This window comes from Leptospira andrefontaineae, assembly GCF_004770105.1.
In the GTDB taxonomy this organism is placed as follows: Bacteria; Spirochaetota; Leptospiria; order Leptospirales; family Leptospiraceae; genus Leptospira_B; species Leptospira_B andrefontaineae.
On sequence record NZ_RQEY01000005.1, the window covers coordinates 98,650 to 114,015 of the forward strand.

The window sequence follows — 15,366 nt, forward strand, 5'->3', positions numbered from 1 at the left end:
TACTTTACGTATCTAACTAATATTTCAAGTGGGAAAGGCTTTTTTACCTAACAAATCGTCATATAACTTAGCGAGGGCATCGATGTCGGTTTCCAATACTTCCAGTGCAGATTACATATCTTCAGATAATTTTGTTGGATCAAAATTGATCCCGATCTTCGACGTCTGGTCTTCCTCTTTTCCTAGAGAAGAATTCGCCGTTTTTGATTCAGACCTAAGATGTGTATACTTTCGATTGTCTTCTTTCGGTCAAGGCTCGGATAAAGGAAGTTTTTTAGGAAAAAAATACTCCGAATTTGGTTCGAATTTTTTACCTATCGATGATGATAGATTTGTACATGTTCTAAAAGGGACTTCTTTCGAAATCGATAGTAATTTTGAAAATAGGATGTTTCGGATCCGTATCTCTCTTCTTAAGTTCCCCGATAATGATTCGAAGCTGATCTTTCTGGCATGCAATGAACTAGGTGACGAAACTAATCAAACGGGAGAAATTTCGAATCTTACTGAAAGGCAGATCGCCTTCCTCAAGCAGGAGCAATCTTTATATAGGGAGATTATTTCTATATTTAACTGGAGACAGGAGATAGAAGGTAAGGGCGGAAATCGGATTTGGATGCGACAAGCTCTTCCGAACTTGAATACTTCCCTCATGCAAGGTTCCGGTATAGGGGCTTTGATTACTTCCTTAGGAGCTTTGTTTGATACCGCTCAGAGAGATGAGAAAAATGCAATCGTTCCTCTCGCCTTTATGGATTTACTAGAAGAGAATTTTCAAGTTACTAAAAGACTGATCAAAACAATGGCCGATGCCCAAATTGTCTTTGAGGAAAATTCTCTGAATACTGAAGAGCTATCCTTAGCGGAAGTTCTGAAGGTTGTAGATGAACAAGTCGACTATATGCAGGATATGCTTCAGATCAAGAAGCAGAATGTAGTAATGTCCATTTTGAAGAACATAGAATCGCAAAAGATCATTATTTGCAAAGATGCTTTAAAGACGATCGTCAGAGAGATCTTCATCAATGCGATGAAATATTCTCCTGAAGGAGCGGAGATCATCGTTCTTTATCTTAGAACAGAAAACAATTTTATAATGAAGTTTATCAATCCTCCAAATTACAAGGAGATAGAGAACTTGGATTGTAAAAACTCGGAAGAGATCGCCTTATTCCAACCTTTTTTCAGATTAAAAAAAGCGGTAGATGAAAGATATACCAAAGAAGAATTCGGGATCGGTCTAGGTTTGCCTATCGTTCGAAAGTTGGCGGAAGATATGAATGCGAGAGTTTATTTTACCGTCACAAAATCCAATATCTACGAAAAAGAAGAACGTGAAGTCTGTATTTCTATTCAGTTCCAAATGGTTGAATCTTAGAATCGACTTCCGGCGTGTCCGCCTTTCGAAAGGATTTCGGAGGCCATTCTTCTTAAAGGTAATATCGCTTCTGCTGCGCCTAATTCGATCGCTTCTTTAGGCATTCCGAATACGACAGAGCTAGCTTCGTCCTGGGCAACAGTGTATGCTCCAGTCTTCCTCATTTCTAATAATCCTCTAGCTCCATCGTCTCCCATTCCTGTCATAATGATCCCCACTGAGTTCTTTCCAACTTGTTGGGAGACGGATCGAAAAAGTACATCTACAGAAGGTCGATGCCGATTGATCGGAGGCCCATCTTTTAGGTCGACGTAAAATCTAGCTCCACTCATTCGGATCGTCATATGTCTGTTTCCAGGAGCGATCACAGCTTTTCCCGGTGGGATTTCCTCACCTTGTTCCGCTTCCTTTACTCCTACTTGGCAAATGGAATCTAAACGTTTGGCGAATTGTGCCGTGAACTTTTCCGGCATATGCTGGACGATCGCGATAGGAGGGGAAAGAGGAGGAAGTTCCGTTAGTATAGTCTCTAAGGCGTTTGTTCCTCCTGTAGAAGTTCCTATGGCGACTAATTTCCAAGTTGTATCCGCAGATATTTTATTATCAGTATTAGTTTTGTGTATTTGAGGTTTACTAGTATTAGGAATCGCTAATTTAGAAATTCTGGATTGGGAAGCCGCTTGAACGATCCTCAAAAAGGTTTCCGCAGATTCCTCCAAAAAACCGCCTACATTTAATTTCGGTTTCGAAATGATATCCACAGCTCCGGAACTAAAGGCTTCCATAGTGACGGCGGCTCCTTCCTGTGTCAGGGAAGAGCAGATCACGATTGGAGTAGGTCTCTCCGCCATAATTTTTTTTAAAAAGGATATTCCATCCATTCTAGGCATTTCGATATCCAATACGATTACATCTGGCCAATAGTTTTGCATTTTTTGAAGAGCGAAAATCGGATCCGAAGCGGTAAAAATTTCGGAAACATTCGGATCTTTCGTTAGGATCGTTGTTAAGTTTTGGCGAACGACTGCAGAGTCGTCCACTATCATAACTGAATAATGTCCGCTCATATTTTTTGATACACGGAAGTCCGTATTAATTTGAAATTACTACGAATGCCGGTTAATGATTCGGAATGACCTATAATAAGGATGGCTCCTGGAGAAAGAATGGATTCGATCTTATCTATTATCATTTGTTTTTCCTTCGGTTCAAAATAGATCATAACGTTCCTAAGAAAAACTATATCCGGTTTGAAACTTCCCGGTAATCTTTCAAAAGTTGTAAGGTTTGTAACTTCGAAACGGATCCTGGATCTGATCTCCTTAGCAAAAGTGAAATACCCGTTGAATTCTTCTTTTCCTTTCAGACAATAACGCTTTAGATAATGGTTAGGTATCTGTTCCGAACCTTGAATAGGATAAAAAGCATCTCTCGCTTTTTCTACACTGTCCGTGCAAATATCGGTTCCTAAGATCGACCAATTGTCCGAACCTAATTTATCCTGCATGATCAATCCGGCGCTATAAGCCTCTTCCCCAGTGGAAGCAGCCGCGCTCCAGATCTTAGTGGGCGGATTATTTCGATTTTCTAATATATTTTCAAGGAAGTCATAATGAGCAGGCTCTCTAAAAAAATGAGTTACATGCGTAGTAATCAGGCTAATGAAAATGTTTCTTTCTTCTTTGTCAAAATCACTTTTGACTATATCCAAGTATTCTCCGTAAGAGTTGCAATTCCTAGCCCGAACTCGTTTGGATAAACGACTAACGATCAGATTTTTCTTCTTCTCCCCCATACGAATACCTGTATATTTAAATATCAGGGCCGCAAAGGAGAGAAATTCCGACTGGCTGATACTGAGGTTGGCGTTCATCCTTCCTGGCCTACCGGAGTAAGATTTTCCATTTCTTCTTCGGTTTTACCGTATAAGGAAATTACTTCGTTAAAATCAAGCATCATCGCCGGATTAAGAAGAATGATCACCCTGTTCTCCAGTTTTCCTATTCCTCGAATGAAATCGGTCTTGATATTAGCCCCGAAAGCAGGAACAGGGTCCACGCATTCCGGAGGAATGGTAGCCACTTCGTTCACTGAATCCACTAAAACTCCCGCAATCACTTTATTCTCTTCATTAGGAATTTCTAAAATGATAATGCAGGTACGTTTTGTGGACTCTATGTCGCGGTTCTGGAATAATTTTGCAAGGTCCATTACCGAGACTACATTTCCTCTTAGATTGATCACTCCGCTGATGAACTTGGATGTTCTAGGCACCCTAGTAGGTTCGCGAAATTCTAAGATCTCCCTTACCTTAAGTATCTCCACTCCGAACTCGTCCTGACCAAGTCGAAATGTGAGATACTGGTTTGCGTTAATTTGCATTGCTCTCATCGGAACATCTCCTTAGAATCTTCCGAACTTCGATTCGTTGAAGGTATGGTTTCCATTCCGATATTCTTTGGAGTTTCCTGAGGATTTGCCGGAGTGAACAGGTTCAAAAGAGGAGCCTGAGTAAACTTCTTCCATTCCGTTGATTTTGAAATGTTGAACGACTTTCTGCAAACCTTGAGCCTGCGCGGATAACTCTTCAGCCATACTGGACAACTCTTCAGAAGCGGCAGCGTTTTGTTGGGTTACTCGATCCAACTGGCTCATCGCAGTATTGATCTGTCCCACGCCTTGCTTTTGCTCTCTACTCGCTGCAGAAACTTCTCTGATCAGATCTGAAATTTTGGTGATATTCGGGATAATCTCCTCTATCAGGCTTCCTGCTCTTTCTGCCACGTTAACCGAATTTTTGGCAAAGTGACTGATCTCTCCCGCATAACTTTGGCTTCTTTCCGCAAGTTTTCTTACTTCATTAGCCACTACCGCGAATCCCATTCCATGTTCTCCAGCACGAGCTGCTTCAATCGCTGCGTTCAATGCAAGAAGATTCGTTTGATAGGCGATATCTTCCACAGACGTGATCTTTTCCGCGATATCTTTCATGGCCTGAACCGCAAGACGGACCGCTTCTCCACCTTCGTTCGCATGGTTGACCATGCTGGAAGCCATCACTTCGGTTTGTCTGGAGTTATCCGCATTCTGCTCAATAGTCGCAGTCATTTCTTCCAAGGAAGCGCTTGTTTCCTCTACGTTAGCCGATTGTTCGGTTGCACCTTGGCTCATTGTCTGGGAAGTAGCACTTACTTCTTCGGCAGCACTCGCAAAGGAAGACGCGGCTTTTCCTACTTCCGAAATGCTTCTGGAAAGTTTGTCTATTGTACTGTTTACCGAATCTCTTAGTTCGCCTAATTTACCTTTATAGTTTCCTTTGACGAATTGGGTAAGATCCCCTTGTTCTAAGGAGGATTGGATATCCATTACTTCATTGATCGGTCCGACGATCGCCTCTAAAGTAGCGTTTACACCTTCAATGATCCGCTTGAAGTCTCCTTTATGTTTGGTTGCATCTGCTCTGGTATCAAGTTTTCCTAATACTGCCGCTTCCGCCAATTCGTTAGCGTCCGCGATTAAACCTTTAATATTCGCACGAACTTGATCGATCGCTTCGTTGATAAATCTTTTTTTACCTGGAAGTTTTTCGATATCGGCATCCATATTTCCTTCGCCGAACTGTTTAAAACATTCCATCGCTTTTTTCTTAACTGCGATATGAGAGAAGACCATATCGTTAATGCCGTCAGACATTGTTTTGAATGCACCTTTAAACTTGGAGCTATCGATCTTAATGTCAATGTCTCCGGCCTCATGTTCTTGGGCCATTTTTGACATCTCTTCGATCAGACCTTTGATATTAGCTCTAACTTGGTCGATGGTTTCGTTAATGAATTGTTTTTTACCTGGAAGTTTTTCGATATCGGCATCCATATTTCCTTCGCCGAATTGTTTAAAACATTCCATCGCTTTTTTCTTAACAGCGATATGAGCAAAAACCATATCGTTAATGCCGTCAGACATTGTTTTGAATGCGCCTTTGAACTTGGAGCTATCGATCTTAACGTCGATGTCTCCGGCCTCATGTTCTTGGGCCATTTTTGTCATTTCCGCGATCAGGCCTTTTATATTAGCTCTTACTTGGTCGATGGTTTCGTTAATGAATTGTTTTTTACCCGGAAGTTTTTCGATATCGGCATCCATATTTCCTTCGCCGAACTGTTTAAAACATTCCATCGCTTTTTTCTTAACTGCGATATGAGAGAAGACCATATCGTTAATGCCGTCCGACATTGTTTTGAATGTGCCTTTGAACTTGGAACTATCGATCTTAACGTCGATGTCTCCGGCTTCATGCTCCTTGGACATTTTACTCATTTCAGTTACTAAACCATTTATATTAGCTCTAACTTGGTCGATGGTTTCGTTAATGAATTGTTTTTTACCTGGAAGTTTTTCGATATCGGCATCCATATTTCCTTCGCCGAATTGTTTAAAACATTCCATCGCTTTTTTCTTAACTGCGATATGAGCAAAGACCATATCGTTAATGCCTTCCGACATTGTTTTGAATGCACCGGTGAACTTGGAGCTATCGATCTTAACGTCGATGTCCCCGGCTTCATGTTCTTTGGACATTTTTGTCATTTCGAACAAAAGATCCTTTAAGGAAGATTGAAGGATAGATAACTGTAATAGCAGACCGTTTTGGTTCATATGGTCCGTATCGATCTCGCTAGTCAGATCTCCTGAGGCAATTTTTTTCGTAATCTTGGAAAGAAGAGAATAATCTCCACCTAACTGTTGGCTGATCTGAATTCCGATCCTCCAGCTCAGGATGGCGAAAGACGTTATAATCCCTATGGAAATTAAGATCAAAAGAATGGATGCTGATAAAACGGAAGATTCAGTTTCTATACCTTTTTGTTTAAAGGAAACGGTCGCATATTCTGATCTACCTTTCAGTGAAGAAAGAAACTTCTTCGCAGCTATTTCTTCCTTCGCTTTGAATTCACTTTCTTCTAAACTATTCGCGTTTTCTAGTAGGATCCCGTTTGCAAAGGTTTGTAAGTATTCCTCAGAAGCCGATTTCACAGTGGAAATAAGTTCTGCTTCCTTTTTATCGGAAACTATATCTGAGTTTTCGGATAAGGTGGAAGAGATTGTTTCCCGATCTTTTTGGATTTGGGATATAATTTCCGATCTTCGGTTCTGGTCCTTATTCCAATAATTTTCTCTGACTAGAGATCTTAATTCAGAAAAAGAAGCGGATATATTTTCCCAATTAGAAGAAGCGGATGCCCCATTTCCACCTTTTTGTATCTGATTCATTTGATAGATGGAAAGTCCGTCTATAATTCCAAGACCGACTAACCCAATTACAATGATTGCAAGTAACTTCTGTGCAATGCTCATATTATCCTCCAACTCCCGATTGGGACGTTAATATTATTTCGAAGCCTCCGAGAGGCTGGTGATTTGCAGATTCAGTTCATTATTTAGTGTTTTCTCGTTATTTATCCTAACTCTGGAAAGCAACGTTGTAGTATCTATAATCATTGCTACGGATCCATCTCCCATGAGAGCAAATCCGCTGACGCCTTGAGTATCTTCAAAAAGACCACCTAACGGTTTTATAACGGAATGGATCCTGCCTAAAAGTTCGTTAACGATCAGTCCTGCTTGAAGATTTCCGGAGTTTACGATGACCAGGTTTCTTCTTCCTTCCGTTCCGATCGGCTCGCCGAACCAATCGTTCATGTCGACGTAAGGCATGATCTTATCCCGAACTTTGATATAATTTTGCTCTCCGACTAGGAATTCCTGAGGATGGAATTCCATACATTCCTTCACCATGTCCAATGGGATCGCGTATTTGTTTTTTCCGATCCTCAAAAGGAATCCGTCTATATTCGCGAGAGTAAGAGGGAGTATGATCTTAAAAGTAGTACCTTTTCCTTTTCCGGAGCTTATCTCAATTCTTCCTCTTAAGGATTCTACGTTCTTCTTTACAACATCAAGTCCGACTCCTCTTCCTGAGAGTTCTGTTACACTTGCCGCAGTGGAGAATCCTGGTTCGAATAAAAGTGAATAGATCTGGTCTTCATTAATTGCGTCTCCTTCTTTATATAAGCCTTTTTCTTTCGCTCTTTCAAGGACTGCTTGAGGATCTATTCCTTTTCCATCATCGGATATTTCTATGAAGATCTCTCCAGCCTTATGAGAAGCCGCTAATACTATTAATGCCTCGGAAGGTTTTCCTAAATTTATCCTTTCCTCTTGAGAGGACTCAATTCCATGATCTATGGAATTTCGGACCATATGCGTCAATGGATCGACTAGGTTGTCTATTAAGTTTTTATCAAGTTCTGTTTCTCCGCCTTTAATTTCTAAACGGACGGATTTACCTGTTTGTTTTCCTAATTCAAAGACGACTCTTGAATACCTGCTGAATAAGGTTTGTACAGGGACCATTCTGAGTTTTAAACTGTTGGAACGTATTTCCTCCAAGAGGCGAGACATTCTATGAGTGAGTTCTTCTAAGAATTCGTCTTTTAATCCTAACGCTATCTGTTGAAGAGCGGAAGAGATAACTACAACTTCTCCCACTTGATCTACTACTAAGTCTAATTTATCCGCATCTACACGTATACTTCTCGAGGCAGAGGTCTTTTTTTTTGTCCCAGTATCCGATTTTCCCTGAAATACATTCTTCGAAGTGCTCTCATTTTGATCGGAGTAAATAATAGAAGAAGGACTGGAAGCGGATTCGAGTTGGATACTCATGTCCGCGCTTGCGAATTCGAAGGATTCTACGATTTCTTCCTTAGTAAGTTCAGATCTGTAAACGGCTTCTATATCGAAAAAACAACTGGCTGCTTCCAGATCGGAAAATTTAGGTATCTTTTCTTCATCTAATTTGATCTCGCTCAGTTCGCCTTTTTCGGAAAGATATCTGAGAAAAGGGTAAGGATCCAGTCCATTAACAAAAAGATTGCTACCACATGAAATATGGAGTTTCCAAGTTTTGGATTCCATAGTATTCGAATTTTTGTCAGAAGTTTTTTGATCTGAATGGAAAGAATTAGGACTATGTTTAGAAAGGCTGAAAATCAGATTTTCACCTTCTTTTAAGATCTCTTCGCTTTCGAATTCTCCCGTTTCAAAAGTATCCAAGCGGAGAAATAAATGATCCTTGCATTGAAGGATTATCTGGATAAGATCAGTGGACGGTTCTAAGCTGCCAGAGCGTACCTTATCCAAGGTTTCCTCTAAAAAATGTACGAAGTCCGCGATTTTAGAGAAATCGTACATTCCAGCGGTTCCTTTGATTGTATGAACCGATCTGAATAACGAATTCAATAATTCCTTTTCTCTGTTTCCTTCTCCGATCTTAACTAAATCTCTTTCCAGAGACTCGAGCATATCTCTAGTCTCCGAAACGAAATCACTGAACCCGGGTTTTTCCCTAGGATCCATGATTTATTCCTTCGTTAGCGGATGCAATATACGGGCCTAACAAAAAATCTTTATTATAAAATCTTACTATTCTTTCCACAGATTCGGATGGTGAAACTACGACTAGTTTGTTTCCCTTTGATTCCAATTCCTTTTGGATGGAGAGTAAAAATTGTAAAGAGGATGTATCGAACTCGCTTATTTCAGAAAGATCCAAACATAGATCTAAATCCGTGTATGGAAGTAACTTAGAGCGCATCGCAGCTAACCTACGCGCCCTCAGCTCTCCCTTGATCTTAATTTTATTCTTACGGTTAATATCCATCGATGAATAGTGGAAGTCCGTTCTTTACACTACTAGTTTGGAAACGGAAGAAAGTAGTTGATCCATACTAAACGGCTTTGTGATCCAAGCCCGAATTCCTTGAGCAACTAACTTTTCCTTCATTGCAGTTTGGGACTCGGTTGTTAACATAACTATAGGAAGGAATTGATAGTTACCGGAAGATTTGATCTTTTCGACAAACTCGACTCCGTCCATGATAGGCATATTCACATCGCAGACTATTAGTTTGAGATCTGAGCTTAATAACTCTAAACCTTGAGCACCGTTTTCGGCTTCTAAAACTTCGTACCCTTTTGACTCGAGGGTTACCTTCACTAATTTTCTCTGAGCAGGAGAATCATCTACGATCAATATTTTTTTGGACATACAATATACACCTCATCCGGAATAGGGTTTATTTATCCGACCTTACGTAATCGGATTAGATATTCTTTATATAGTTGAATCTTATTCTGGATTTTAACTTAGGGAGAGAGTTGCTACTAAGCTTTCCTGGATGAAATAGGACGATTGGAGAACGAAAATCTTTCAATTAATTTCATTTGATAGAAATAATTATTTTGTGGAACAGATTATAAAAAACAGCCTTAATAGAATCAGAATAACGTGTGTGATTTTTCTCTCTAATTAATAATAGATTCGATAGAGTGTTGTGTTGAAGTTCATTGCATGTCAAATGAGGCAGATTAGTACAAGATCGATACCTCTTCTGAGGTATGATGATTTAAGAATCAAGTTTCTCGGTATACGTTAGTTATTTTGGATTAGAAAATAAATTTCCAAAGATTGATTTGGTTTCAAACATTTTGGTGAAAATTGATCTTTATCAATTTCTTGGAGATCAATATGAATGAAATGGGAACATTTTCTGCGTAATTTGTCTTTCGGATAACGTTAGTCTAGAAAACCGGAAGAGATGACGCGCGTTGAGAATTAAACGTGTTCTAATCTTTAATAGGTAAAGAAACTGTAACGGTAATTCCTTGTTTTTAGGTATACCTGGGATCGACCTTACTTCGAACTCGTTTTTAAGATTATTGTTCAGGTATCCACAGAAATCGAAATGTAAATGTCCGAACGATTGGAAGAATATTCCAAAGAATTGATCAATAACTCACTAAATATCATGAAGCGAATCCTCATCTAAACTATGCCCATCGGAGGGTGGTGCAATTTCTGGGATGGGCGGACGGAATTGTTTGTATAAGATTACTCTTTACAAAAAATATTACTGAATTATAACTCCCCGGGATTTATGTCCAGGGAGAGAACTTAAATGATATTAGCAGCAAGGATTTTAGCGGCTATCGTCGGCTTATTGCATGTTTGGATTTTCATTATGGAAAGTGTGTTATGGATGCGTCCTCGTATTCACAGAAGATTCGGAGTAACCGATACAAAATTGGCGGAAGCGATGAAGGGCGTTTTTTTAAATCAAGGATTTTATAATTTATTTCTTGCGATCGGTGCGTTGTATGGAGCGATCTTTTTCGAGATGCACACATGTTTTGCCCCATCAATCCTTGTATTCTCTTGTCTTTCTGTCTTTGGTGCGGGACTTGTATTATTAGTTTCTAAACCTGCGATGGCAAGAGCTGCGATCATCCAAGGACTTCCTCCTTTGATTGCAGTTATACTGTATTTTATTTCTATCAACGGATAAAATTCTAATAGATTCGCCCGAAAATTTTTAAGATACTTCTTAGGATTTTTTCGGGCGAAACTTTTAAACTTACGGATGTTTATTAGAAAAATTTAGAATGTACCAATTGATCCATTCATTCTTAGAGGCAAACTTCAATCCGGTCACCGATTTTAATGCAGAAATAAGCAACTTTCTGTTTCGAGATCTTGAATCTTCTTGAAGCAATCGAATTAAAACAGGCACGCTCGCCGGATCTTTTTTAGCTCCTAATTGGGAAACAGCTACCTGGTGAAGATTGATGTTTTCGCTTTCCGCATATTTTTCCAAAATTTTACGAGATTCTTCGCTTGGGATAGAGGTGATTGCAGCAAGAGTGATGGGAGCTAAATCCGGAAAATCTTCTGTTTTTTTATCTAATAGAGACAAAGATTTAGGAGAAGCGATCATCCCTAAACTTTCGGAAGCGATCTTCGCCAATTTTTGATCTTTAGATTTACAAGCTTCTTCTACATAAGGGAGGCCTTCTTCCGAGCCGATTGCTCCAAGCGCCCAAACAGCTCCGTATTTTGCTTCGGTCTGATCTTCTTTTAATATTTTAACAAGTACTGGAATACTCTTTTTATCACCTAAATATCCTAATGATTGAGCAATAATCTCTCTATCTGGAATATTAGGATCTAATAATGTTTTTTCTATTTCTTCCCTTGCTTTTGAGAATTTGATACGACCCAAAACATGAGAAGCCGGAGCTTTTGCTGCTGCTTTCCCTTTAATTAGAACTTCTAAAATGCGAGTTGAAAATCCAGGATCCGGGATTCCGATCAAAACATCAGCCGCTCTATATCGGATCTCTCTATCTTGGTTCTCTAAAATAGGAAGGACCAAAGGTAAAATTTTAGGGTCTTTAATATCTACAAGAGCGATGGAAGAATTTTCCCTTCCCTTGTCGAAATTAGACTGAATTGCTTTTACTAAAAGTGGAATGGATTTTTTGCTTCTGATCTTTCCTAGAGCAAGATAGGATGCGGCTAAACTAGGACCAGGCTCAGAATTGGAAGCAAGATCAATTAGATAATCTTCTGCTTCAATAATATTCAATTTCCCTAATGCCATTGCAAACGTTTTGGCCTTATCCGGATCTTTATTCGATTTGGCGGAAGCTAAGATGATCTTTCCGGATTGCCTTGCATTGATCCGGACTAAGGTGTCTACTGCCAATAATCGGATACTTCCATCTTCTTGGTTTAAAAGAGAAGAAACCCGATTGCCTGCCCCAGGATCTTCCATTCTTGCGATGGATTCCAGAACCGTTGCTATATCAATCTCTGATTTAGGATCTAAAAAATTTAAGATTTCAGGAAGAGAGGACTTATCCTTCCAAATTCCTAATGCTAAAATAGCGGGACCTTTCGTAATCTTTTCGGATGATCTCATCCATTCTCGAGCGATTGGAATATACTTCCTTTCGTTTAAGGAAGCTAATTCTAAAATTGCTTGGGATCTCATTCTTGGATTTTGGCTTTTTAGATCGGAAACTACTTGCTCTAAGCTTGGGCTTTCTTCTTCCTCGGCTTCAGGTAAAAGGTCTGGGCGAGGAGGACCGAAACATCCCAACATCAAGCTAAAAACCGTAACGCCGCATATTATACTTATTATAGCGCGTCTAAATATCATAAAAATAGAATATACTAGTAATTTCATAAATATTATCTAGGCACCGACTCGGAGGCTTGTCTTAATTGTTGTAATTCCTTCTGCCAAGAACTTATATCAGAATTTGCTTGAGGGATCTGAGAAACATCCATTCTGCCTTGTTGTATCGCGTATTGGACTAATTGTATCCTGGATTCTAGTTCGGAAATTTTATATGAGAAATAAGCCTTTTGCTCTTCCGGAGTTACATTAGGATCAGTGGGACGAGTAGGAACCGATCCAGGTTGCGCGTATTTACCTTCATTCCTCGACAATGCAAATTTAGATTCAGCAGAAGTAACTTTATCTAGTTGTTCTCTCGCTTTTTTCTCATCTTCAGAAGTGAGCTGAGGGCGGAATTCACTCGGAATATAAATATTACGAGGGTATCTTGCAGCAAAATCGATCCATTCTTCTCTGATCTTTTCTCTTTCTTCTTCCGATTTCTTTTCTCTAAAAGCTGCAGGCCAAAGTCTTTTGGCGGGGCCTTCCAGATCAGGATCTTCTTCAAAAGGGTGGGGAGCATCCGGGAATTCCAAGCCGCCGCTTCCATATTTTCGATCGACTACCTCGGAAGCTTCTTCTCCTAAACTGGGAGAATTCGTTTTTCTTTCCGGCCAAAATATAAATAAAATACAAATAACAAAAATAACTGCACCTGAGATCCAGGGCCAATAAGAACGAAAGAATTGCATTATGATAAAAAGATTGAAATTAGAATGTTGAATTTGGAATATTTCCCGCCCTATACCGAGAGCGGGAAATATTTCGGAATGTTAGACGAAAATTCCGATGACCCAAGAAATAAACTGACCGAACAGAGTATCCGTCAGGAATTTTTTCAAGTCAACCGGGTTACGATTTAAGGAATCGTAGTACCAAGCGGTGTATTCGCTCACTTGTGGAATGGAATAACCGTATTTGGAATTGATCGCTTTGATCAGCTCGTTCGCAAAAACCGCATGACCGTACATATTTGGATGTACACCGTCCAATCCGAAAATACCTGGTTGGCCAGGAAGAGGCCAGTTCGCTTTTGCATAACCAGGGCTATAACCGGAAGGGCTTTTGATCAAACGGCCATTCTCTTTCAAGTCGTCAAAAAGAACTTTAAGATCTGCTAATGCAAATCCCATAGCCACAGCCTGAGCCTTTACTTCGTTGTTTATAGAAGTTAAGAAGTTAGTGATTGTTGCCACTTCATTCTTATCTAAAACTTGAGAAGGATCTGAAACTGAAGAACGGAAGAATGCTTTCAAACCGGAATAGTTTACTCTTCCTTGGGGATCGTTATAGTTTTCCAAAAATGCGATAGAAGTTACATTCGGAACGGTGAATAGAACCCCACCTTTGATAGAACCGATCGCAGCCATTTTGGACATGGTAGAACGAATATCTCGGACAAATCTTGCTTGGTCTAAACAATCTGTAGAAGTGCTCAATGCAGTACAAAGAACATGGTTTGCTGCAGCAGTTCCGAATAAGAAACTAGGCTTCACAGCTTGCATTACTTGCATTTGGGTTCCGGAACTTCTTAAACCAAACTGATGGAATTTATCAGGAGATTGGCAATCAGGGACTTGCACCCAACGATACGTATACCAGTACCAAGTTTCCCAATACCATTGTTTTGCCCAAGTAGTTGCGTTGATGTTTTCGCACTGACCGGAAGTTTGTAGAACCGTAGTGTAATCCGCGCCGGTGATCCCTGCATGAGTTGGAAGTCCAACAGTAGATCCGTTTCCACCGATGATGGAAGCAGCAATGCAGAATACCCCGCAATCACCTTTAAGCACGTCTTCGAAATTTAAGTATGGTCCCTTTAATACGTTATACGAAACGTTGGAACCAGCTTGTTTGGAAACTAAAACCGGGTAAGCCCAGTTCTGAGTTTTTTCTTCTACAGTTGCGCCATAAAAACCCTGGCTTAAGGAGTCTCCGATTACTCCGGGTCTGGAAAACATTTGCGCCTGGCTTTGTGCCGAAAGCGTAGACGCTCCCACGATTAGGAAAGTCCCGCTTAGGATTTTCCAAAAGTTTCGAATGTTCATTTTTAAATTAACTCCACTCTCTATTGAAGGAGATTTCTATATTCTCTTCGAGCCAAAGCATGGAACTGTGTACTATGAAGTCAATTTTCAAATGGAAAATATTTTTTTGTATATTGAACATTCGTAATATTACAGTGAGTGGTCTCTCACTGAACACTGTTAGAACTTAATGTTTGATTTAAAATTAAATTTTTGTAATATAGTTTATGATCCCTCGAATAGGTGACCGGATGGCAGGATATATAAGTTTAAACAGTGTTCGGTTTGTTCGAGCGCTACTTAAGGGCCTATGATAAATTTTAGGATGTAGATTTTAATTCGGGATACAATCTATTTCCAATCGAGTTAGGGTGTGATTCATCACAGTGCAGTTAGTTGATAAAGTCGCTGAATATCGAAAGATAGTGTTGGAAGTTCTAGTCAAAACACAGTTAGCCGGATCATCCGGTTTGTGAGAAGAGCCTAAATACAGATCGAGTGCTCCTCCTATCGGGAACGTAAAAGGTGAAACTGAAGGAACAGTTTCGATTTTGACTACATAGTTAGAAGGAAACATATCCGGTAGGTCCACTACGATTCCTTGTCCGGACGAATTGTCCACATCACAGGAAGTGATAAATTGATTGTCGGCGGTAAAAGTATCGAAACTCACCTGGGCCAAATTTGTACCAGGGGTTATGTCAAAATTTTGTAATAAAGGAAAAAGGAATGAATTCGGAATATCCTTCGATTCTTCGCTACAGGCAAAAAATGTAAGGCCGAAAATCAGGACCGCGATTTTGCATAACTTCATCTTGTAAACAACATGCCCAAGTTTCGATATTTGAATACTTTTTATCTCACTTCTGGGTGCTGA

13 protein-coding genes are annotated in these 15,366 nt (G+C 39.9%); 2 read left to right on the forward strand and 11 right to left on the reverse strand.

Annotated elements, in window-relative coordinates:
- Nucleotides 1-82: 82 nt before the first annotated feature.
- Nucleotides 83-1,378 (forward strand): sensor histidine kinase, encoded by a 1,296-nt coding sequence (locus EHO65_RS02260; RefSeq protein WP_135772590.1) that lies wholly within the window; start codon nt 83-85, stop codon nt 1,376-1,378.
- Here EHO65_RS02260 and EHO65_RS02265 read toward each other — a convergent pair.
- From EHO65_RS02265 to EHO65_RS02295, 7 genes are read right to left on the reverse strand one after another with little or no spacing between them, the layout of a single operon-like run.
- Nucleotides 1,375-2,445 (reverse strand): protein-glutamate methylesterase/protein-glutamine glutaminase, encoded by a 1,071-nt coding sequence (locus EHO65_RS02265; protein WP_135772591.1) that lies wholly within the window; start codon nt 2,443-2,445, stop codon nt 1,375-1,377. The two genes, EHO65_RS02260 and EHO65_RS02265, sit on opposite strands and share 4 nt — an antisense overlap.
- Nucleotides 2,442-3,251: a CheR family methyltransferase gene (locus tag EHO65_RS02270; RefSeq protein ID WP_135772592.1), complete on the reverse strand. Its 810-nt coding sequence runs from the start codon at nt 3,249-3,251 to the stop codon at nt 2,442-2,444. The genes EHO65_RS02265 and EHO65_RS02270 overlap by 4 nt, the downstream gene beginning before the upstream one ends.
- Entirely contained in the window at nt 3,248-3,769 is a 522-nt protein-coding gene (locus EHO65_RS02275) for a chemotaxis protein CheW (protein WP_135772593.1), read from the reverse strand. The genes EHO65_RS02270 and EHO65_RS02275 overlap by 4 nt, the downstream gene beginning before the upstream one ends.
- Nucleotides 3,770-3,781: 12 nt before the next feature.
- Nucleotides 3,782-6,733, reverse strand: coding sequence for a methyl-accepting chemotaxis protein (locus EHO65_RS02280; RefSeq protein ID WP_135772594.1), 2,952 nt, complete (start codon nt 6,731-6,733; stop codon nt 3,782-3,784).
- A gap of 33 nt (nt 6,734-6,766) precedes the next feature.
- Complete coding sequence (locus EHO65_RS02285; RefSeq protein ID WP_135772595.1) at nt 6,767-8,797, reverse strand: chemotaxis protein CheA; 2,031 nt, start codon at nt 8,795-8,797, stop codon at nt 6,767-6,769.
- Nucleotides 8,787-9,101, reverse strand: a complete 315-nt coding sequence (locus EHO65_RS02290) for an STAS domain-containing protein (RefSeq protein ID WP_135772596.1) — start codon at nt 9,099-9,101, stop codon at nt 8,787-8,789. Before EHO65_RS02290 ends, EHO65_RS02285 begins: the two co-directional genes overlap by 11 nt.
- A 24-nt stretch (nt 9,102-9,125) precedes the next feature.
- Entirely contained in the window at nt 9,126-9,488 is a 363-nt protein-coding gene (locus tag EHO65_RS02295; RefSeq protein ID WP_135772597.1) for a response regulator, read from the reverse strand.
- A 910-nt stretch (nt 9,489-10,398) separates the two neighbouring features.
- On the opposite strand from EHO65_RS02295, the gene EHO65_RS02300 reads away from it, so the two are divergent.
- Entirely contained in the window at nt 10,399-10,785 is a 387-nt protein-coding gene (locus EHO65_RS02300; protein WP_135772598.1) for a DUF1304 domain-containing protein, read from the forward strand.
- 69 nt (nt 10,786-10,854) lie between these two features.
- Here EHO65_RS02300 and EHO65_RS02305 read toward each other — a convergent pair whose 3' ends face one another.
- From EHO65_RS02305 to EHO65_RS02320, 4 genes are all read right to left on the reverse strand, one after another.
- Nucleotides 10,855-12,468, reverse strand: coding sequence for a HEAT repeat domain-containing protein (locus EHO65_RS02305; protein ID WP_244243410.1), 1,614 nt, complete (start codon nt 12,466-12,468; stop codon nt 10,855-10,857).
- A 5-nt stretch (nt 12,469-12,473) separates the two neighbouring features.
- Nucleotides 12,474-13,154 carry a hypothetical protein gene (locus EHO65_RS02310; protein WP_135772600.1) on the reverse strand — a complete coding sequence of 227 codons (681 nt, stop codon included), beginning with the start codon at nt 13,152-13,154 and terminating at the stop codon, nt 12,474-12,476.
- Between the two features lie 81 nt (nt 13,155-13,235).
- Nucleotides 13,236-14,510 (reverse strand): hypothetical protein, encoded by a 1,275-nt coding sequence (locus EHO65_RS02315; RefSeq protein ID WP_135772601.1) that lies wholly within the window; start codon nt 14,508-14,510, stop codon nt 13,236-13,238.
- A 313-nt stretch (nt 14,511-14,823) separates the two neighbouring features.
- On the reverse strand, nt 14,824-15,303 hold the full coding sequence (locus EHO65_RS02320) for a hypothetical protein (RefSeq protein WP_135772602.1): 480 nt from the start codon (nt 15,301-15,303) through the stop codon (nt 14,824-14,826).
- Between the last annotated feature and the right edge of the window lie 63 nt (nt 15,304-15,366).

What these genes read in the sequence shown, in the direction of transcription:
- EHO65_RS02265 (WP_135772591.1), bottom strand. Translation starts at nt 2,445, where the DNA reads ATGAGCGGACATTATTCAGTTATGATAGTGGACGACTCTGCAGTCGTT.
- EHO65_RS02280 (WP_135772594.1), bottom strand. Translation starts at nt 6,733, where the DNA reads ATGAGCATTGCACAGAAGTTACTTGCAATCATTGTAATTGGGTTAGTC.
- EHO65_RS02290 (WP_135772596.1), bottom strand. Translation starts at nt 9,101, where the DNA reads ATGGATATTAACCGTAAGAATAAAATTAAGATCAAGGGAGAGCTGAGG.
- EHO65_RS02295 (WP_135772597.1), bottom strand. Translation starts at nt 9,488, where the DNA reads ATGTCCAAAAAAATATTGATCGTAGATGATTCTCCTGCTCAGAGAAAA.
- EHO65_RS02310 (WP_135772600.1), bottom strand. Translation starts at nt 13,154, where the DNA reads ATGCAATTCTTTCGTTCTTATTGGCCCTGGATCTCAGGTGCAGTTATT.
- EHO65_RS02315 (WP_135772601.1), bottom strand. Translation starts at nt 14,510, where the DNA reads ATGAACATTCGAAACTTTTGGAAAATCCTAAGCGGGACTTTCCTAATC.
- EHO65_RS02300 (WP_135772598.1), top strand. Translation starts at nt 10,399, where the DNA reads ATGATATTAGCAGCAAGGATTTTAGCGGCTATCGTCGGCTTATTGCAT.
- EHO65_RS02260 (WP_135772590.1), top strand. Translation starts at nt 83, where the DNA reads ATGTCGGTTTCCAATACTTCCAGTGCAGATTACATATCTTCAGATAAT.
- EHO65_RS02305 (WP_244243410.1), bottom strand. Translation starts at nt 12,468, where the DNA reads ATGAAATTACTAGTATATTCTATTTTTATGATATTTAGACGCGCTATA.
- EHO65_RS02275 (WP_135772593.1), bottom strand. Translation starts at nt 3,769, where the DNA reads ATGAGAGCAATGCAAATTAACGCAAACCAGTATCTCACATTTCGACTT.
- EHO65_RS02285 (WP_135772595.1), bottom strand. Translation starts at nt 8,797, where the DNA reads ATGGATCCTAGGGAAAAACCCGGGTTCAGTGATTTCGTTTCGGAGACT.
- EHO65_RS02270 (WP_135772592.1), bottom strand. Translation starts at nt 3,251, where the DNA reads ATGAACGCCAACCTCAGTATCAGCCAGTCGGAATTTCTCTCCTTTGCG.
- EHO65_RS02320 (WP_135772602.1), bottom strand. Translation starts at nt 15,303, where the DNA reads ATGAAGTTATGCAAAATCGCGGTCCTGATTTTCGGCCTTACATTTTTT.